The 19,558-nt window shown below is 64.4% G+C and carries 16 protein-coding genes; 4 read left to right on the top strand and 12 right to left on the bottom strand.

The window, feature by feature from the left end:
- The first annotated feature begins 1,243 nt into the window (after positions 1-1,243).
- The 3 genes from U0O11_RS16625 to U0O11_RS16615 all read left to right on the top strand — a co-directional run bounded on the left by U0O11_RS16625 (position 1,244) and on the right by U0O11_RS16615 (position 5,478).
- On the top strand, positions 1,244-3,751 hold the full coding sequence (locus U0O11_RS16625) for a bifunctional diguanylate cyclase/phosphodiesterase (protein WP_324690800.1): 2,508 nt from the start codon (positions 1,244-1,246) through the stop codon (positions 3,749-3,751).
- A 62-nt stretch (positions 3,752-3,813) separates the two neighbouring features.
- Positions 3,814-4,698 (top strand): sugar nucleotide-binding protein, encoded by an 885-nt coding sequence (locus tag U0O11_RS16620; RefSeq protein ID WP_324690798.1) that lies wholly within the window; start codon positions 3,814-3,816, stop codon positions 4,696-4,698.
- A gap of 18 nt (positions 4,699-4,716) precedes the next feature.
- On the top strand, positions 4,717-5,478 hold the full coding sequence (locus tag U0O11_RS16615; protein ID WP_324690796.1) for a lysophospholipid acyltransferase family protein: 762 nt from the start codon (positions 4,717-4,719) through the stop codon (positions 5,476-5,478).
- Between the two features lie 142 nt (positions 5,479-5,620).
- Here the strand turns inward: U0O11_RS16615 and fabB are convergent, their stop codons facing one another.
- Together fabB and fabA are read right to left on the bottom strand one after the other, a co-directional pair.
- Positions 5,621-6,838, bottom strand: a complete 1,218-nt coding sequence (gene fabB / locus U0O11_RS16610; protein WP_324690794.1) for a beta-ketoacyl-ACP synthase I — start codon at positions 6,836-6,838, stop codon at positions 5,621-5,623.
- A 13-nt stretch (positions 6,839-6,851) separates the two neighbouring features.
- Positions 6,852-7,367: a 3-hydroxyacyl-[acyl-carrier-protein] dehydratase FabA gene (gene fabA / locus U0O11_RS16605; RefSeq protein WP_043334808.1), complete on the bottom strand. Its 516-nt coding sequence runs from the start codon at positions 7,365-7,367 to the stop codon at positions 6,852-6,854.
- Between the two features lie 297 nt (positions 7,368-7,664).
- On the opposite strand from fabA, the gene U0O11_RS16600 reads away from it, so the two are divergent.
- Positions 7,665-9,503, top strand: coding sequence for a putative bifunctional diguanylate cyclase/phosphodiesterase (locus U0O11_RS16600; RefSeq protein ID WP_324690793.1), 1,839 nt, complete (start codon positions 7,665-7,667; stop codon positions 9,501-9,503).
- 5 nt (positions 9,504-9,508) lie between these two features.
- Here the strand turns inward: U0O11_RS16600 and U0O11_RS16595 are convergent, their stop codons facing one another.
- The 10 genes from U0O11_RS16595 to U0O11_RS16550 form a co-directional block, all read right to left on the bottom strand.
- Complete coding sequence (locus U0O11_RS16595; protein ID WP_324690791.1) at positions 9,509-10,048, bottom strand: DUF2878 domain-containing protein; 540 nt, start codon at positions 10,046-10,048, stop codon at positions 9,509-9,511.
- The gene (locus U0O11_RS16590) at positions 10,036-11,319 is read right to left on the bottom strand and encodes a cyclopropane-fatty-acyl-phospholipid synthase family protein (protein ID WP_324690789.1); all 1,284 of its coding nucleotides are present in this window, start codon (positions 11,317-11,319) and stop codon (positions 10,036-10,038) included. The genes U0O11_RS16595 and U0O11_RS16590 overlap by 13 nt, the downstream gene beginning before the upstream one ends.
- A 10-nt stretch (positions 11,320-11,329) precedes the next feature.
- Positions 11,330-12,148 (bottom strand): DUF1365 domain-containing protein, encoded by an 819-nt coding sequence (locus U0O11_RS16585; protein WP_324690787.1) that lies wholly within the window; start codon positions 12,146-12,148, stop codon positions 11,330-11,332.
- Positions 12,145-13,491 carry an NAD(P)/FAD-dependent oxidoreductase gene (locus U0O11_RS16580; protein WP_324690785.1) on the bottom strand — a complete coding sequence of 449 codons (1,347 nt, stop codon included), beginning with the start codon at positions 13,489-13,491 and terminating at the stop codon, positions 12,145-12,147. Before U0O11_RS16580 ends, U0O11_RS16585 begins: the two co-directional genes overlap by 4 nt.
- A gap of 96 nt (positions 13,492-13,587) precedes the next feature.
- Complete coding sequence (locus U0O11_RS16575; protein ID WP_324690783.1) at positions 13,588-14,412, bottom strand: SDR family NAD(P)-dependent oxidoreductase; 825 nt, start codon at positions 14,410-14,412, stop codon at positions 13,588-13,590.
- A 169-nt stretch (positions 14,413-14,581) separates the two neighbouring features.
- Positions 14,582-15,082, bottom strand: a complete 501-nt coding sequence (locus tag U0O11_RS16570) for a nuclear transport factor 2 family protein (protein WP_324690781.1) — start codon at positions 15,080-15,082, stop codon at positions 14,582-14,584.
- Between the two features lie 64 nt (positions 15,083-15,146).
- Positions 15,147-16,643 carry a deoxyribodipyrimidine photo-lyase gene (gene phrB / locus U0O11_RS16565; RefSeq protein WP_324690779.1) on the bottom strand — a complete coding sequence of 499 codons (1,497 nt, stop codon included), beginning with the start codon at positions 16,641-16,643 and terminating at the stop codon, positions 15,147-15,149.
- A 49-nt stretch (positions 16,644-16,692) separates the two neighbouring features.
- The gene (locus U0O11_RS16560) at positions 16,693-17,604 is read right to left on the bottom strand and encodes a MerR family transcriptional regulator (RefSeq protein ID WP_043335996.1); all 912 of its coding nucleotides are present in this window, start codon (positions 17,602-17,604) and stop codon (positions 16,693-16,695) included.
- A 266-nt stretch (positions 17,605-17,870) separates the two neighbouring features.
- Positions 17,871-18,257, bottom strand: coding sequence for a sirohydrochlorin chelatase (locus U0O11_RS16555; protein ID WP_192839454.1), 387 nt, complete (start codon positions 18,255-18,257; stop codon positions 17,871-17,873).
- 39 nt (positions 18,258-18,296) lie between these two features.
- Positions 18,297-19,466 carry an NAD(P)/FAD-dependent oxidoreductase gene (locus U0O11_RS16550; RefSeq protein ID WP_324690775.1) on the bottom strand — a complete coding sequence of 390 codons (1,170 nt, stop codon included), beginning with the start codon at positions 19,464-19,466 and terminating at the stop codon, positions 18,297-18,299.
- Positions 19,467-19,558: the final 92 nt, after the last annotated feature.

Raw genomic sequence — 19,558 nt, 5'->3', positions numbered from 1 at the left:
AAGTTCCATGCGCAACGCTATTGAAGGGTGCTCGGACCGCCGACAGATTTCGTGAGTACCTCGGCGTAGATTTCCTGTGGGGTTCGCTAGTCCAGTGTCTGGCGAGACCTGCCGACGTGAATCGTTGGGAGACATGCGCTTCAGTGTGCGGGCTATCTGTTACGGTGACCAGTACTTGCGCAGTAGATGGACCACGACTCCCCGTAGGGGAGCAGCTTGCGACGCCGACGGGGCCGATGGCGCGTCAGACGAGCCAGGTAGCCTGCGAGGCTGGCATCGTAGCCATTGATGGAGTGGCGAGCGATTTCTAGCGACACGGCACTCGGTGCACAGTCCAGATAATGGGCAATAGCTCGGATCGAGTGAGTCGCTTTTATCATCATGATAGCGGCTCGGGCTTCAGCAGAAAGATGGCGATCGTAGTGGTTCATGGCAACACCGTACCTGATGGGGCACGTGTTGCACTTGGTCATAGAGACCGTCCAGTAAGGGGGGGTAGTGTGTGGCTGGTTTTTCCTGATTCGGTAAACCCAAGGTCATCGCCACTCTTGGGTTTATGTGTAAAGTGGCAAGAGTTGGCTGAGTGCTGCTTGGTCCTAGAGCTTGTACATAGAGGAGGCGGGGACGCTTGGCTTCAGTCTGGATCGAAAGGGAGGCACTGCCAGCAGCATTTTGATCAACTAAAATTCGGTCAGTGGTTGACTTCTTGTGGATTTTTCCAAATTTTTCCTGTAGATTCATATGTTTATTCTAAGCCATTTTGTTTTAATTGTGTTTAGGTATACACAACCGTTCTGAATAAAGTTTTTCGCCTGTGCGCCGATAGAGCGCGCAAGCGATAACGATGAAAAGGCCCTCGTTCAGCGAGGGCTTTTTTTTGAATCAACCATGAGATGTTCGCGATATTTTTTTATGTAAGCTACTGTTTTTCATGAATTATAGCCGATCATGAGAAATGATTCCGAGCGCGACATCCAGTGGCTAGTGCCGCGCGTAAGGGAGGTTGAGCGCCAGTCCATTGCGGCTCATACATGCGTTGCAAACGAGCGTTGTGCAAAAAACGCTTCATGGCCGTATTCTCTTGGTATCTCGCCGTTGGACTGCCAGTGTTGTCGGGTGGCAATCCATGGCCTGAGAAGCCTGTCGTGGTACTCCAGAGGGGGTGCTGGCGACATGACGCCGTTGTCGGATTTCCGCCCCTATCTTGCCGACTGTGGCATGCCCCTGATGATTGAGGTTATTCATGCATGGCAGTTATTCCTATCCACTGGTCGCCCTGTCAATCGTGGTTGCAGTGCTGGCTTCACATGCAGCGCTGCAGTTGATTCGTCAGGTCGCGCTGGCCCCTTCGCGCGCCACCAGCCTCGGCTGGCTGGTGGGCGGAGCCGTGGCGATGGGGCTGGGTGTCTGGGCCATGCATTTCATCGGCATGCTGGCGTATGAAAGCCAGGCTTCGGTCACCTATGCGCCCGGCCTGACGGCGTTGTCGGTGCTGATCGCAATGCTGGCCTCGGGGCTGGCGCTCTGGGTGAATACGCTGCCACGCCTGACGCCGATGCTGTTGATGACGAGCGGGACCATCATGGGCGGCGGCATCGCCACGATGCACTACACCGGCATGGCGGCGATGCAGATGCACATGCCATACCGCTATGACCCGCTGCTGTTCGCGGTGTCCATCGTGGTGGCGGTGGTGGCCGCGACGGCGGCCCTGTGGCTGGGAGGCTTCTTCTTGCGCCAGCGCCGCCCCAATCGTATCTATCAGGCCCTGGCGGCCGGTGCGATGGGTCTTGCCATCGCCGGCATGCATTACATCGGCATGGCGGCGATGGAGATGATGCCGCTGACCACGCCCATCATCTCTCCCGCCGGGGTGGGCATGAACTCCGGGCAGAATCTGTGGCTGGCCCTGGCCATCGCGATCGCGACCCTGGCCGTGCTGGGGCTGGCACTCCTGGCCATCAGTGCCGAGCAGCGCATGCGTCGTAGTCGCCATTACCGCTCGCGTCTTGATGGCCTGCTGGAGTATCGGACCCGGGAGCTGCGTCATGAGCGCGATCAGGTGGCGGTCATGCTGGATTCCATCGATGAAGGAGTGATCAGCCTCGATCGCGAGGGCCATATCCAGCACATCAATCCCATCGCTGCCGAACTGTGTGGCTGGGACCCGTCGTTGGCCCGCGGTCGTCCCTGGGCGCGCATCTTGCAGCTGCGCCATGAAGGTACGTTGCAGTCGGTTGCCAGCCAGCTGGAAGGGGTCTTGCAGCGTGGCGAAGTGGTGCACATGTCCAGCCAGACGCTGCTGGTGGCACGTGATGGCAGTGAATGTGCCGTGGAGCTCAAGGCCTCGCCCGTGCGGCGTCGCAGTGGAGATGTCGAGGGGGCCGTACTGGTCTTCCGCGACATCAGCTATCGCCAGGCCATGATTCGGCGCCTCAACTTCCAGGCGCATCACGACAGTCTGACCGGCCTGCACAATCGCACCGCCTTCGATGACTCTCTCACCGCGGCGCTGGCCGATGGCGGCTTTCACCAGCTGCTGTACCTGGATCTCGACTTCTTCAAGGTGGTCAACGACACCTGCGGGCACGCGGCTGGAGACACCGTGTTGCGCGAGCTCTCCGCGCTGATGCGAGCACATGTGCGGGAAACGGATGTACTGGCACGCCTGGGGGGCGATGAATTCGCCGTGCTGCTCTATCGCTGTTCTCGCGAGCAGGCCATCGAGCGTGCCGAAGCGCTGTGCGCGGCCGTCAGTGCCTATCGCTACTACGATGAGGGGCGGCCATTCCAGTTGGGCGTCAGTATCGGGGTCGCGCCGGTCGAAAGTGGTGTCCAGGCCTCCGGGGTCCTGCGTCAGGCGGATGGGGCCTGCTACATGGCCAAGCAGAGCGGGCGCAATCAGGTGCATGCCTACCATGACGGAGATGCGGGGTTCGAGCGCGCCCAGCGCGAGGTGCAATGGCTGCCGCTGCTGCACGAGGCGCTGGAGAATGATCGCTTCACGCTGTATATCCAGCCGATCCGCTCGCTGAGTGATGCCACCAGCAAGCCCTACTATGAGGTGCTGCTGCGCTACGTCAACGACTCGGGCGAGCACCTGGCCCCGGCGCACTTCATGGCGACGGCGGAGCGGTTCGGCCTGATGCCCGAGATTGATATCTGGGTCGTTACCCAGGCGCTGCAGGTGCTGGAGTCCGATGATGGCCGCATCGAATCGGATGCCGTGCTGGCGATCAACCTCTCCGGCCAGAGCATGGGCGATCTGCGCATGCGCGATCAGCTGGCGGCGCTGGTCACGCAAAGCTCCGTCATGCCACAGCGGCTGTGCTTCGAGATCACCGAGACGGCGGCCATCAGCAATCTGGCCCAGGCGCGCGAGTTCATCTATAGCATGCGCCGGCTCGGCTGCAGCTTCGCCCTGGACGACTTCGGCAGCGGCATGTCGTCCTTTGCCTACCTCAAGGAGCTGCCGGTCAACCAGCTCAAGATCGACGGTGCCTTCGTGCGCAACCTGACTCGCGATAGCCTCGACGCCGCCATCGTCTCCGCCATCTGTGGCATCTGTGCCCAGATGGGCATCATCACGGTGGCGGAATATGTCGAGCGTCTTGAGCTGATCCCCGCCCTCGAGCTGATCGGTGTCGACTTCGTGCAAGGCTACGGCATCGGTCGTCCTCACCCGATCGGCGCCCCTTTGATCCCCATCACTCCACGCAACAACGGGCCTGCAGCCAGTCTGCAAGGTTGATAGAATGACACCTTTGCATCGTCGCCTCTTGCGGCGATGCGCCTGTTTGCTGGAGCCTGCCTGTGAAACTCTTGCTGCTAGATGCCGGGCATTGTCTTGGCCTGGGTCTGATTCGTGCGGCCGGTACGCGCGCCGATCTTGAGCTCAACGCCGTCAAGTCTGACCGTATTGGTGCCGATGACATCCGCGCCAGCCAGGCGGATGTCGTCATCGTGCCGCCGTTCGCACGCCCGGCCGATTCCGCACCTGCCGAGGTGATGGCGCATGCCGAGGCGGTGGAGCAAGTGCTGGCCGCCTGCATCGAGACCGGCACACCGCTGGTGTGGTGCGTGGCAGATCAGATGTTCGAGCAGGGCGGCGAAGGCTTGCTCGACGAGGACGAGGTGCCCTCGCCGATCGATACGGCGCTGCGCCGCGTCATCGCGACCGGTGATCGCATCCGTGCCGAGCTGCCCGATCACCTGATCGTGCGTCTGGGCCCGCTGTTCGGTCCGGAAGGGCGTGATGCCTGGCTGCCGACGCTGATCGAGCGCCTGCTGGCGGGGGAAGAGGTGCGTGCCGCCGAGGACGTCATCCTGTGCCCGACCAGTGTCGATGCCGTGGCGATGGCGTTGATCGGCATGCTCCAGCAACAGCGCTGCGGTGCGGATGCCTGGGGGGCCTACCATCTGGCCGGCACCGAGCCCATCAGCACCTACGCCTTCGTCAGTGTCGTGCGTACCCAGTTGATCACCCGTCTCGAGGGGCTGGGCGAGACGGTGGCCGCGGGCCCGCTCAAGGCACTGACCCTCAACGCCGGTACGCCGCTGCGGCGTGTGCTCAACTGTCGTCGCGTGCTGGACACCTTCGGTGTGCATCAGAAGCCGTGGCGCCTCGAACTATCCCGCCTGATGGATGACTGGATCGCGCAGCGCGCCTCCGGCTCATCTCGCCCTGATTCGATCTGACCTGTGGAGACTGTGCCTGTGAATGCGCTGCGTAGCGTGCTGTTTTATGTGGGTTATTTCATGGCGTTGCTGCTCAGCGCCGTGGTGCTGGTGCCGCTGGCGGCCTGCCTTCCGCTACAGGCGCGCTACCGTGTCCTGCATAGCTACAACCATATCGTGCTGTGGTGGTTCCGTCTGACCTGCGGCGTGAAGGTGCAGGTGAGCGGGCGTGATGCCTTGCCTGAGGGGGCCTGCGTGCTGCTGGCCAACCACCAGAGCGAGTGGGAAACCATCTATCTGCAGGTGGCCAAGCGCCCGTTATGCACCGTGCTCAAGCAGGAGCTGCTGAAGATTCCGGTCTTCGGCTGGGGGCTGAAACTGCTGGAGCCGATTCCGCTGGATCGCACCCAGCCGTCCAAGGCGCTCAAACAGGTGCTGTCAGTGGGCACTCAGCGCCTCAAGGACGGTTTTACCGTGCTGATCTTCCCGGAGGGCACGCGCATCGCGCCGGGGACGCGCAAGAAGTTCAACAAGTCCGGCGCCGCGATTGCCTGCCGTGCCGGCGTGCCGGTGGTGCCGGTGGCGCACAATGCCGGTGAGATCTGGCCCAACGACAGCTGGATCAAGCGCCCGGGCACCATCCATGTCGCCTATGGCCCGGCCATCGAGACGGCGGGTCGCAAGCCGGATGCGGTGATCGCCGATGTCGAGGCCTGGGTCGAGACCAAGCTGCAGGAAATCTCCAGCGTCCAGCGTCCGCCGCTGGAAGAGGAAGCGGCGGCCGATAGCGTCGGCGCCTGACAGCTTGTCGCGCTTCTGATGCATCCGGTCCCCGCCAGCGAGTACCGGACAGCCACCAAAAAGGCCGCCCCGAAGGGCGGCCTTTTCGTGTCTCACACCAGCGCATATCTGCAGACTGCATGTCTGCTGAACGCGTGCTGAATCAGTCCTGGAAACGTTCCAGAATCAGGCAGGCGTTGGTGCCACCGAAACCGAAGCTGTTGGACAGCACACGGTCGATCTTGACGCCATCACGACGGGTCGTGACGATGTCGAGGCCTTCGGCGCGGTCATCCAGCTCGCTGACATTGGCAGACGCGGCAATGAAGTCGTTCTCCATCATCAGCATGGAGTAGATGGCTTCCTGCACGCCAGTGGCGCCCAGCGAGTGACCCGTCAGCGACTTGGTCGAGCTCATTGCCGGGCTGGCGGCGCCGAAGACTTCCTGGATGGCCTTGAGCTCGGCCACATCGCCCACCGGCGTCGAGGTGCCGTGGGTGTTGATGTAGTCGATATCGCCATTCACGGTTGCCATCGCCTGACGCATGCAGCGTGCTGCACCTTCGCCGGACGGTGCCACCATGTCGTGGCCATCGGAGGTCGCGCCATAGCCGGTCACTTCGGCGTAGATCTTCGCGCCGCGTGCCTTGGCGTGTTCCAGCTCCTCGAGTACCAGCATGCCGCCGCCGCCAGCGATGACGAAGCCATCACGGGTCTTGTCGTACGGACGCGACGCGGTTTCCGGCGTGTCGTTGTAGCTGGTGGACAGGGCGCCCATGGCGTCGAACAGGCAGGACAGGGTCCAGTGCTCTTCTTCACCACCACCGGCAAACACGATGTCCTGCTTGTTCAGCTGGATCTGTTCCACGGCGCTACCGATGCAGTGGGCAGACGTGGCACAGGCCGAGGAGATCGAGTAGTTGATGCCCTTGATCTTGAACGGCGTGGCCAGACAGGCAGAGACGGTCGAGCCCATGGTGCGAGTGACGCGGTAGGGACCGACGCGACGCAGGCCCTTGGCGCGCATCACGTCTGCGGCCTCGACCTGGTTCGCGGAGGAAGCGCCACCGGAACCGGCGATCAGGCCGGTACGCTCGTGGGAAACCTGCGCTTCGGTGAGACCGGAATCGGCAATCGCCTGCGCCATGGAGATGTAGGCGTAGGCCGCAGCATCCCCCATGAAGCGCAATTGCTTGCGATCGATGTGGTCTTCGAGATTGATGTCGACAACGCCGGCCACGTGGCTACGGAAGCCCAGCTCGGCGTATTCCTCTTTGCGGCGGATACCAGAACGTCCTTCGCGGAGCGATTCCAGGACCTGCTGGCGATCATTGCCCAGGCAGGAAACAATGCCCAGCCCGGTGACTACCACTCTACGCATGGGAGCCTCCCGTTCAGAAGTTCGCAGTGGAGGTGAACAGACCGACGCGCAGGTCGTTGGCCTGATAGATGTCGCGACCGTCAACTGTCACTGTACCATCGGCGATGCCGAGGATCAGCTTGCGAGTGATGACTCGCTTGATGTTGATGGTGTAGGTCACTTTCTTGGCGGTCGGCAGCACCTGGCCAGAGAACTTGACCTCGCCGCAGCCCAGCGCGCGGCCACGGCCCGGATTGCCCAGCCAGCCGAGGTGGAAGCCCACCAGCTGCCACATGGCATCGAGGCCCAGGCAGCCCGGCATCACCGGATCACCCGGGAAGTGGCAGTCGAAGAACCACAGGTCCGGAGAGATATCCAGCTCAGCAATCAGCTGACCCTTGCCGTGGCTACCGCCTTCCTCACTGATGTGAGTGATGCGATCCAGCATCAGCATATTGGGAGCAGGCAGTTGCGCATTGCCCGGGCCGAAGAGTTCGCCCTGGCCACAGGCCAGCAGCTCGTCGCGAGTAAAGGAGTGTTGCTTGGTCACTGAGTCATTCCGAGTAGCGGGATGGTAATGCCGTACGAGGCACCTGAGCGCCTGAATGGGGCTAGTCTAATGGCTGGCACCCCTGAATGCACGTGGGGGCCAGACTAAAGGGCAGCAAGGGCGGGTGCAAATAAGTCCTACAGCTGGGGGGAAAGTGGTCGATAGGAGCTAGTGTGTGATTCGCGCGGGATCCCCTTTGCCGGCATCGGTCGCAATCCGCTGGAGCCGTGCCGAGAGTGGCCCGCTGCCTGCAAATGCAGGATCATCCCCGATGACCCCTTCCACCGAGAGCTGCTTATGTGGCCGCAAGCCCACTTCAATCGGCCCCTGATCATCGGGGCGCTCGTTGCCTTGACAGCGCTGCCCTGGTTGCCGGGGCTCGAGCTGCGTCTTGCCGCGTTGCTGCCCGCCGTTCTGGCGGGGCTGGACATCGCGCGCCAGCGTCGTCGCCAGCTGCTGCATCGTCAGCTGCTGGAAGCCGCCGTGCACCTGAGCAGTGATGGTCTGGTGATCAGTGATCGCCACAATCGGGTGCTGGCCGTGAACGCCGCCTTCAGTCATATCACCGGTTACGCACCGGAAGAGATCATTGGTCGCAACCCTTCCCTGCTGTCTTCCGGGCGCCATGACGAGGAGTTTCACGCCCGTTATCGCCAGGCGCTCGAGGCCAATGGCCACTGGGAAGGCGAGGTCTGGAACCGGCGCAAGCAGGGGGATGAATACCCCGAGTGGCTGCGAGCACGCCGTATCGAGCAGGGCGGCGACGTCTTTCATGTCGCTCTCTTTACCGATATCACCCGCCACAAGGCACGCGAGCAGGATCTGCAGCGTCTGGGGCTGGAAGACTCCCTGACGGGCCTGCCCAATCGCCGACGGCTGGGCGACCTGCTGGTCAGTCGCCTCAATGGCCTGCGCGCCGGGGAGGCGATGGACCTGGCACTGATCGATATCGATGCGCTCAAGAGCATCAATGATGCCCTGGGCGCGGAAGGGGGCGATCGTCTGCTGCAGCAGTTCTCCCAGCGTCTGACAGCGCTGGCGCGGGGCGGCGTGGTCGGACGCATCGGCGGCGACGAATTCGTGATTCTGCGCTCTACGGCGGGTGGCGAGCATACCGCCTGGGTGGATGAGCTGCGTCAGGTGCTGACCAAGCCCTTCGAGATCGGCGATCAGGCGCTGCACCTTGCGCTGTCGATCGGCAGCTGCCGCGCCCCGGAGGATGGCGTTGACGCCGATGTGCTGATGCAGCGCCTGGAAAGTGCCCTGTATGCCGCCAAGCGACATGGCCGCAACACCGACATGCGCTTCCAGCCTGCACTGGATGCGGGCGGTGACCTGCAGCTGGGGCTGGCGAATGACCTGCGGGTCGCCATCGAGAGCCAGGGGCAATTGCAGCTGCACTATCAATGTCAGCACGACGCCAGCACCGGCAAGGTCGCGAGTGTCGAGGCGCTGTTGCGCTGGAAGCACCCGCTGCGGGGTGCCATCTCACCGGCCGAATTCGTGCCGCTGGCCGAGCGCCACGGCCTGATGCTGCGCCTGGGCAACTGGGTACTGCGCGAGGCAGTACAGCAGCAGGCCAGCTGGCGGCGTGCCGGTCACCGCCTGTGCATCTGGGTCAATGTCTCGGCCTTGCAGCTGATCCAGGGTGGCTTTGAGGCCTCGCTGGCGGGCCTGTTGATGGAGTATGACGTGCCTGCCAGCTCCATCGGGCTGGAGCTGACGGAATCGGTATTGCTGGATGAGCGTGCCGGCGACGTCTCACGGCGCCTGGCGGCACTACGCGCTCGCGGCCACCAGATCGCGGTGGATGACTTTGGTACCGGCTATTCGTCACTTGCCTATCTGAAGGACCTGCCGGTGGACAAGCTCAAGCTGGACCGCGCCTTCATCCGCAGTCTGCCCGGCGAGCGTGCGGATGCCGCCATCACGATGGCGGTGCTGGCGATGGCCAAGGGCCTGGGCATGGAGATGATCGCGGAAGGCGTCGAGACCGCTGAGCAGCGTGAATATCTGGTATCGAATGGCTGCGGCTGGATCCAGGGGTTCTACTTCTCGCGGCCGGCACCCGCGGGGGAGGTCATCGAGCGGCTCAATGGCTACGAGGCCGGCAATCTGGCCATCAAGGCCGCATGATGTCCTCAGGTGCGCTCGGCATGCCCCTGCAGGCGTGCGATGCCCAGGCACAGGCCGCCCCAGATCAGCGCCTGCGCCGGTAGCAGCCAGTCGGCGAGGGCCACACTGGCGAGCTGCGCCCCGCCGTAATAGGACAGCGGGGCACTGATGGCACCGCCAGCCGCCGCAAGCCAGGGCCGCTGCCACAGCCAGCGCAGCGCATGATGGATCGTGCTGGCGAACAGCGGCCACAGACACCACATCCAGACAGGCAGGGGCAGCCAGTGCGCCCAGTCAGTCGTGTCCGAGGTGATGGTGTAGCCACCGGCCAGTGACAGGCTGCCATCCACCACCATGCCCAGCGCCACGAAGGCGGCCAGCCAGCGCAGCTCGCGCAGGCGCGCACTCGTCGGCACGATCAGCCACAGATGCACGGCCAATATCAGCGGCGTGGCCAGCAGGGCGACCGTCGAGCCGCCCAGTACGCAGCAGAACCAGCCGAGCTGGAAGAGCCCGGCATTGAGCAGTGCTCCATAGCGCTCGGACAGCATGTTCAGGCGTCCCAATCCTGAAGTCCCGCCTGGACCGGACGTGCCCCCGGCCCCCCCAGCAGCAGCTGACAGGTGCCGATGGTGCGCTCGCGGAAGCCCCCCTCGCAGTACGCCAGGTAGTAACGCCACATGCGCACGAAGCGCTCGTCGTAGCCCTGCGCATAGACCTCCCCGAGACGCGCCTCGAAGCGCTGCCCCCAGGCCTTGAGCGTGGCGGCGTAGTGCAGGCCGATATCCTCGAGCTGCAACAGGTTCAGCTGGGTGTCCTGCTGCATGGCGCTGAGAATCGCCGCATGGGACGGCAGGAAGCCGCCGGGGAAGATGTAGCGCTTGATGAAGTCCATCTCGCGGCTGGCGGCCACGAAGCGCTGATCGCGAATCGTGATGGCCTGCAGTGCGATCAGGCCTTCCGGCTCGAGCAGGCACTCGAGGGTCTTCAGGTAGGTCGGCAGATACTGATGGCCGACCGCCTCGATCATCTCCACCGAGACGATGCGATCGAAGCGACCTTCCAGTGCCCGGTAGTCTTCCTTGAGCAGCGTGATGCGATCCTCCAGCCCTTCCGCGGCGATACGCGCCTTGGTATAGGCGTGCTGCTCATCGGAAATGGTCGTGGTGGTCACGCGGCAGCCGCGTGTTCTTGCGGCATGGATCGCCAGCCCGCCCCAGCCGGTGCCGATTTCCAGCAGGTGATGCTGTGGCCCCAGTTCCAGCAGGTTGAACAGCTTCTCCAGCTTGTGGGTCGAGGCCGCCTCCAGGCTGGCCTCGGGATAGGGAAACACCGCCGCGGAATACATGCGGTGCTCGCGATCGAGAAACAGCTCGAAGAGGTCGTTGCCGAGATCGTAATGCGCCGAGATGTTGCGCTTCGAACCCGCCAGCGTATTGCGCGCCAGCGCGTAGGCGACGCTCAGCGCCCACTTGGACAGGCGCGACGTCCCGCTGTCCACCGAGTCATTGACCTGTTCGAGGTTGTAGGCGAACAGGCGCACCAGCCCGACCAGATCATCCGTCTCCCACTGGCCATCCATGTAGGCCTCCGCCGCCGCGACGGTGCCACCCAGCGCCATGCGCCGCCACGCGCGTGAGTCATGGATACGCAGCGTGACGTTGCGCGCGCCGCCCTTGCCCAGTAAGTGGCGCTCACGGCCTTCCAGCACCGTCAGGCTGCCACCCTCGAGCTTGTCGAGCATGCGCAGCAGGCGTGGCCGCAGCAGCCGAGTCAGGCGGTCCGCCGGTGCCTGTGTCGTGGCCAGCGTGGGGGGGGAGGGTTCGAATTGGCTCATGATGAGTTCCTCATGATGAAGACGGCGAGCGCGGATGGTCGAAGATCGGCACGCGCTTGAGCGCCAGACGCAGCGCCTCGAAATGAATGCCTGCGACCGTCTTGAGCGTCATCCAGGGGAAGCGCAGCAGCAGGCGATGAAAGGCGCGCGGGGTGGCCGGTTCCAGATGCAGGCTCAGGCTGGCATCGAACAGCGAGTGCTGCGCTATCCGCGCCGTATCCCCGGTGAGGGGGTGGTTTTCCATGTGCAGCAACAGCTCATCCGCGCTGGGGTCGTTGAAGCGCCAGTGATAGCGCATGCCCATCGGCATGAAGGGCGAGACATGCATGCGCTTGTCGAACTGCGCCGCCTGCATGCGACGTTGCGGGTCAGTCCGGGCGGCATACAGCACACGCTCCCCCCAGGGGATATTGGTTACCTCACCGAGCACGGCGCCCAGCTGGCCTGAGGCGTGATAGAGGTAATAGAGGCGGATCGGATTGAAGCCGATCCCGAAGTGGCGCAGCTGGGTCAGCAGGAAGATGCGCCCCTGCGGCAGCGGTGCGTGATCGCCATTGCGGGCAAGCTCGCGCTGGCAGGCGGCGCGCACCCGTTCCTCGAGTGGGCCATCGGCAATGTCGTGGACTGCGGCCGGCAGGTGGTCACTGTCGCGAAAGGCCAGTGGCGCGGCGTGACTGGCACTCACCAGACGCTTGCCGTCCATCAGTGCCGGCAACTCATCCAGTGCCAGCCACGCCATGGCGACGCGATAGCGAAAGGCGTGCTGGCGCGGCGCGTGGCGACGGTGGCGCAGCGTGCCATAGCCGATGCGGCTGGCGGGCGCCTTCAATCGTCTGCCTCGCGCGCACCCAGTGCCTCGGCGACCCGCAGCGCACTCCATACGCCATCCTCGTGAAAGCCGTTGCGCCACCAGGCGCCACAGAAATGGGTGCGGCCCACAGCACCGTCCGCCTTGGCCTGCGCGCCGGAAATCTGCGTGAAGCATGCCTTGGCGGCTTCGGCGGCCAGCGTGAAGCGCGGGTGGTCATAGGCATAACGGCCCAGTACCCGAGCGGGATCAATCGCGTCGCTGTCATTGAGCGTGATGCAGAAGGTCTCGCGGGGCGGGTGCTCGCGCTCATCAAGGCGTTGCAGGATGTTCATGTCGTAGGTGACGCTGGCCCGCTGGGCGTCGTCGCGCCCATCGAGGCGGTAGTTCCAGCTCGCCCAGGCCGCCTTGCGCCTGGGCAGCAGCGAGGTGTCGGTATGCATCACCACCTCATTGCGCTGGGTCGTGATCGCTCCCAGCACCGCGCGCTCCTGCTCGCTGGCATCGCCGAGCAGGGCCAGTGCCTGCGGCGCATGACACGCCATCACCACCTGGTCGAAGCGTTCACGGCGGCCATCGGCATGCTCAAGCGTCACGCCGTCGGCGTCGCGCAGGACCCGGGTGATCTTGCTGTTGAGGCGAATGCGCTCGGCGTAGCCCTCGGTCAGCGGTGCGATATAGGCGCGCGAGCCACCGACCAGCGTGAACCACTGTGGGCGGTCATTGACCGACAGCAGGCCGTGATGGCGGAAGAAGCGCACGAAGAACAGCAGCGGGAACTGCGCGATATCCGCGATGCTGGCGGACCAGATCGCCGCGCCCATCGGCAGCAGGTAATGCTCACGGAATACCTGCGAGTAGCCATTGGCATCCAGGTAGCTGCCCAGGGTCGCGCCCTCGGCGAGCTTGCCGTTGTCCAGATCGGCGGCAGCCTGCTTGTTGAAGCGCAGGATGTCGCGCAGCAGGCGATAGAAGCGCGGGCGCAGCAGATTGCGCTTCTGGGCGAACAGCGACAGCAGGGTATGGCCGTTGTACTCGAAGTCCTCGGCGGTGGTGTGCACCGAGAAGCTCATCTCGGTGGGCTGATAGGCCACGTCGAGACGTTCCAGCAGGCGCTGGAAATGCAGGTAGGTGCGGTCATTGAAGACGATGAAGCCGGTGTCGATGGCCCAGTCGCTGCCATCGGCGCACTGCACATCCATGGTGGCGGTGTGGCCGCCCAGGCGCTCGGCTGACTCGAAGACATGCACTTCATGCTTGCGACTCAGGTAGTAGGCCGCTGACATGCCGCTGATGCCGCTGCCGATGACGGCAATGCGCTGGCGGGGTAGAGGCGCTGTCGCGTAGGTCGTTGTCGTGTTCATGCCACTCCAGAAGAAGAACGCACCATGTCGTCATGAGCAGAAGCGTTGCCGGGTATTCGGCGCGGGCAGGTATTGTCGGTCTTGCCTGCCGCGCCCTCAGTCGCGGGTCATGCGTAGACCGATGCTGCGTCGCAAGGGGGCGGGCAGGATGCCCAGCAACTTGACCAGCAGCGTGAAGCGTCTCGGGAAATGGATGTCGAGCCGATGACGCGCGAGCCCCGCCACGATCGCCTCGACCGCCTGATCGACAGTGACCTGCATCGGCATCGGGAAGTCATTGCGCTCGGTCAGCGGTGTCTTGACGAAGCCGGGGTGAATCACGCTGACATCGATGCCCTGGTTGTCGAGGTCCAGTCGCAGCGATTCCAGGAAGTAGCTCACCGCGGCCTTGGAGGCGCCATACGCCTCCGCGCGTGGCAACGGCAGGTAGGCCGAGGCACTGGAGACCGCTGCCAGCTGCGGTCGCTCACCGCCGTCTGCCGCTGCCATGCGCAGCAGCGGCAAGGCGCTTTCGATCACATCCACTGCGGCCTGGAAGTTGGTCGCGAACACGCGGTGGACCAGGTCTGCCTCGAATTCCCGTGCATCCAGATATTCGCAGGTGCCAGCGTTGAGCAGTGCAAGGTCGAGTCCACCAAAGCGGGCCTCTATTTGGCTGGCCGCCGCGCGGATGGCCTCACGGTCGGTGAGGTCGAGCGTCACGACCAGCGCTTCCCCGGGGCCTTGCTCGGCATCGGCTGCGATGGCCTCCAGCTTGTCGGCGGAGCGCGCGCTGAGGGCGACCCGGTGGCCATCCGCCAGCAGCCGGCGTGCCAGCCCTTCGCCGATGCCGGAGCTGGCGCCGGTCAGCCAGATGCGTTTGCGAGCCTTTGCGGTCGCCGATGCGGTCGTCGATGTCGTGCTCGAACCATGACTGGCCATTTCCCCTCCTTGGCATGTGTGTGTCTGGCGTGCCTGTCTGTGTATGCGTGTCTGACTGTGTCTGCGTGTCTGCGCCTTGCCTGCCTGGCCTGGCGAATCTGGATGGCACTGACTCAGAGAACGCCGGGCGTGTCCGTATGGATGTCGCCAGGGCTCAACCCTCTGCTGCTCAGTCCATGCGACGTTTCAGCAGGCCGATCACGTTGCGCAGTACGGGCACCTGCTCGTAGAGCAGCTCACCGGCATCGAAGAAATCACGGTGCTGGATGACCTTCCCGTCTCGGAACTCGAGGCGTGAGGCGCCCTGCACGCTGATGTCCTTGCCCCCGTTCAGACGGGGATGGCGATAGGTCATCGTCCAGCTGAGCCAGGCAAGTCCCTGTTCATTGCCTTCATCCGCATTGCCTTCATCCGCAGGGCCGGGGGCTTGCGCAGGCATCGGCCCCAGCGGGTGGTGAAAGACGAAGTCGATGGCGGCGACATTCATGTACAACCCTGAGAAATAGGCGTTGAGTGCCGTCAGGCCGCGGACTTCGTGCAGGGGGTCGCGGAAGACGATGTCGTCACTGTAGACTGATTTGAGCAGTTCTGTAGAGGTTTTGTCCAGCTTTTCGTAAAGACGACATACCCGAGTCAGGGCCGGGCTCATCTCGTCGGGTAGCGATTGCATGGCAATGCTCCTGAAGGGGGAATACAAGAGCGGCCTGCTGAAGATCAGCAGGCCGCTTGAGGGGTCATTCGCTTTTTGACAGCGCCTTGAAGGTATCCAGCGCCCGCTGGCGGGCGGCCTTGTGATCGACGATCGGTCGTGGGTAGCCCGTCTGTTGGCAGTCATCCGCACTGGGCTGGTGGCGCCGCTTGGCCGGCAGCTCGGCCAGTTCCGGCACCATGCTCGCGATGAACTCGCCGTCCTTGTCGAAGCGCTGGCCCTGGGTGGTCGGATTGAAGATGCGGAAATAGGGCGCGGCATCGGTGCCGGTGGAGGCCGCCCATTGCCAGCCACCATTGTTGGCGCCCAGCTCACCATCGACGAGATGGGTCATGAAGAAGGCCTCGCCACGCCGCCAGTCGATCAGCAGATGCTTGGTGAGGAACATCGCCGTCACCATGCGCAGGCGATTGTGCATCCAGCCGGTCTGCACCAGCTGACGCATGGCGGCATCGACGATGGGGTAGCCGGTGCGGCCCTCGCACCAGGCGGCAAAGCCTGCGTCGTCATCGCGCCACTGCAGGGCTTCGGTATGACGCTGGAAGGGACGGTGGCGATTGACGCGCGGGAAGCCGACCAGGATGTGCTGATAGAACTCACGCCAGATCAGCTCGTTGACCCAGCTGGTCAGGCCGACATCGCCATCGGCGAGGCTGCCGTTCTCTGCCAGCACGGCGGCGTAGCATTGGCGGGCCGAGATCATGCCCAGTGCCAGATAGGGCGAGAGCTCGCTGGTGCCCCGGGTGGCGGGGATATCGCGCTGCTCGTGGTAGCGGCGCGCGCGGAAGGTCAGAAAGCGTTCCAGACGCTCCTGCGCGGCCTCTTCGCCGGCCGGCCACAGCTCGGCGTCCAGCGCTGTCGCCGGCTCGCTCTTGAGCGTCTCGGGCAGTGGCGGGATGGCGTCGCCGTGGATCTCGCGCTCCTGGGCGTCACGGGGCGTGGCTTGCACTGCCGGTGCCTCGTTCAGCGCCAGACGACGGGAATCGACTTCCTTGTGCCAGCGCTTGGAGAAGGGCGTGAAGACGCCGTAGTAATCGCCCTTGCCGGTCAGCAGCTCGCCGGGCGTGAAGGCCAGCATGTCGGTGTAGCGATGCAGGCGGACGTCGCTCTCGGCCAGGCGCTCACGCACGCGCCTGTCGCGCTCACGCTCATTGACGGCATATTCGTCATTGAAGTGCAGGCCCTGGGCTCCCAGTTCGTCGCACAGCGCGGCCAGCGCCTCGGGCACCTCATCGAAGGTGTCGCAGTCGAGCACCTTGAGCGGGATGTGATAGCCGGCGAGTGCCTGTTGCAGGACATGCAGGCCGCGGCGCAGGAAGTCGAGCTTGTTGGCACCGTGACCGTGCTCGACCCACTGCGCCAGGCAGGGGGCGACGACGGCCACGACCGGGCCGCGTGCGGCGGCCTGCGAGAGAGCAGTGTTGTCGTGTACGCGCAGGTCACTGCGCAGCCAGACCAGCTGCAGGGGAGCCCCCGCTGGCGCGGAGGCGGGGGAAGAGGCGGATGGTGAGTCAGATGACATCGGGGCTCCTTGGCGATCGGTGAAACCAATGCCGAGCAGGAGCCTGCGATCAACGTGCCATCAAGGACCTCAGGCGAGCGACCGCCTGAATCGGGTCGGCCCCCAGGCCTTCAATGGGCCCGTCTACCAGCTCCTGCTGGCGAATCTGGGCGGCCGGACCAGCGATGGCCAGCGGCACGCTTAATTGTTCTGCGACCCGCGGCAACTGACGGCGCATGACATCCGAGCGCTCGGCCTGGGTGCCGACCAGTACCACGGCCTGTGCCTGCAGGCGCTCTGCGGCCAGCGGCAGCTCCGCCAGCGGCAGTGGGCCATCCAGCAGGCTGACGTGATAGCCGGCGTCGCTGGCGACCAGCGCGAACAGCAGCAGCCAGCTCAGGCCCGGCTCTTCCGGCAGGCGCGTCAGCGTGATGTGCGGGGCGTGACGCTCCTGATTGGCAAACACCAGCCGAGCACCGATGCGCGAGCGCAGGAAGCTCTCGAAGAAGCACTGGGCCAGGCGGGTGCCGAAGGTGGCGGTACCGCGCTCCTCGAGCTGCTCGAGCAGCGGACGCCACAGGCGCTCGACCACGCTGCTGACCGGGTACAGCGCCAGACTCTGGTTGTACAGCTCGGCCAGGCGCGCCTCGTCCTGGGCGTCGATGGCGGCCAGTGCCAGCTGCTGCTGGCCACTCCAACTGCCTTCGTCCGGCATCGGCGTGCTTTCCGGCTGCGGCTGGTCGAGCAGCTCGCGTACCTGGCTGACAGGTACTCCGCGGTTGAGCCACTGCAGGATGTGTTCGATCCGCTCGATGTCCTCGCGGGCATACAGGCGATGCCCCTTGGGCGTCCGGCGGGGCTCGATCAGTCCGTAGCGGCGTTCCCAGGCTCTCAGCGTGACCGAATTGACGCCGGTCAGGCGAGAGACTTCGCGGATCGGAAACAGCGGCGAACTGGCAGTTTCCGTGGCCTTGTCAGTCATGAATGGTGTTACCTCTGGCGGTGACGAGGCATCCCGGGTGAAGCACAGGTGAGGACGACACACAGGGTAAAGTTGAAGTGTCGTCACTTGGGGCGCTGTGGGATACCGGCAATGCATCTTGTGCACTAGCTGTACATGTGGGCATCAGGATGGCGCAGCCGCCAGAGCCTGACAAGAGGCAAGCTGCGTCGTATCCCCGGTGCGCATGTTTTGAAGGTGCATCACAGCGCCTTTGACGCCGAAGGTCCCGTCATGAAATCGGCCGTCTAGGCGTTGTCCTGTTGCTCCACAATCTGGATCAAGGCCTCGACAAAGGCCGGATGTGCACCCACCGGGTCAAGCAGACTGATGGGGCAGTCGGGGTGCTGGCGCTGCGAGTCTTCCAGCATGGCGGGCACGTCTTCACGCAGATGACGGCCGGCCGCGAAGAACAGCGGCAGGATGTCGATACGCGCGGCACCGTCTGCCGCCAGGGCATCGATGGTGTCGGTCAGCAGCGGATCGCACAGTTCCATATAGGCCAGACGCGTCGGGCGCTTGAGGCGGGAAGCCAGTGTGGCTTCCAGTGCCTCGAAGGGCTCGCGCCAGCGCGGGTCACGTGACCCATGGGCCAATAGAATCAAGGCGTTGTCGTGATCTGTGGGCGTAGTCATGCAGCTATCCTGTGGGCGATGAAGGGTCGCGGCAGCGTATCAGCTGTCGGCGAGGGTGTTGAGCAGCTGTTCGGCTACCTCGTGCCCTGACAGCCAGGCGTCCTCGACGCGCGGGCCACGCAGGGCGTCTCCGGCCAGCCATAGCCCGGATGACCCTTGGCCGTAGCCCTTCTGGTCATAGCCATTGTGGCCGGCTGCCGCTGAGGTCTGCGGCAGTGTCTGGGTCGGGTGAGCGTAGCGCCAGCGATGCGCCGCAAGGGTGACCTTGCCCTGGCTCCAGCTCGGCGCCAGCTCGCGGAGCTCCGGCAGTGCCTCGAAGGCCTGCCACAGCAAGGTCGCGACTTCCTGTGGCGACTTCTCGAGATTCGCTCGGCTCCAGCCGGCGGTCGCCAGCAGGCTCAGGGTCTCCCGGGCATGCATCGGTGCCTGGCGGCCGGGACGCGAATGCTGGCGCATCACGCAGCGCAGCGGACCATCATCACCGCGACTGACCAGCAACCCTTGCCAGTCAGCGTCGCCCCCCAGCGCGGGTAGCGGCGTCTCCAGAGTGGCCATCAGTGTCCAGGTCGGCGCCATCTCCACCTGCGCCAGCGCCTCACTCAGGGCCGGGGCCAGCGAGTCCTCGGCGAGCGCCGCCCCCTGGGCGTCGGTGCCGGCCGTGCTCAGCAGGGCGCGTGCCTGCGGTGCCGGTGCGCTGACCACCACGTGATCGAAGGGGCCGTGCTGATCACCGTCGCTGTCCTCGAGTCGCCAGCGCTTGCCTGATGCTGTGCCTTCGTCCGCGATCAGGCGCGTGATGCGCGTTTCGCTGTGCAGACTGGCGTGGGCCGGCAGCTGTTCACTGAGGTGGCGGCTCAGGGCGCTCATGCGCGGACTGGCCACGTAGCGGGTGGAATCATCGCGCAGCCGCTGCCATTGGCTCTCGTCAGATGCCGACTTGCCGAGACTCAACAGCCTCTCACCCCAAGTTGCGACGACGCCTGCGGCCCGCCACTGCTCGAGCGCGGACTGGAAGCGTGGATCACGCGCCGTGAAGTATTGCGCGCCGATGTCGATGGGGCCTTCGCTCGTTCGGCGACTGGCCAGGCGTCCGCCGGGGCCGCGTGCCTTCTCGAATATCGTCACTGCATGGCCCTGGGCGGCGAGTCGGGTAGCGGCGGACAATCCGGCGATACCGGCACCGATGATGGCGATGGACGATACTGGCATCTGGAGGCGACTCCTGCGCGGGCGGTGTTCAGGGGGGGGACGGGTCGTCATGTGACCCGACAGCAGATACGCTAAAGTTAACTTCTTGCGCA

Origin of the sequence: Cobetia sp. D5, assembly GCF_035666195.1 — a bacterium.
Lineage (GTDB): Bacteria > Pseudomonadota > Gammaproteobacteria > Pseudomonadales > Halomonadaceae > Cobetia > Cobetia amphilecti.
The sequence above is the reverse complement of the archived record's forward strand: the minus strand, read 5'-3'. Positions and strand labels throughout refer to the sequence as shown.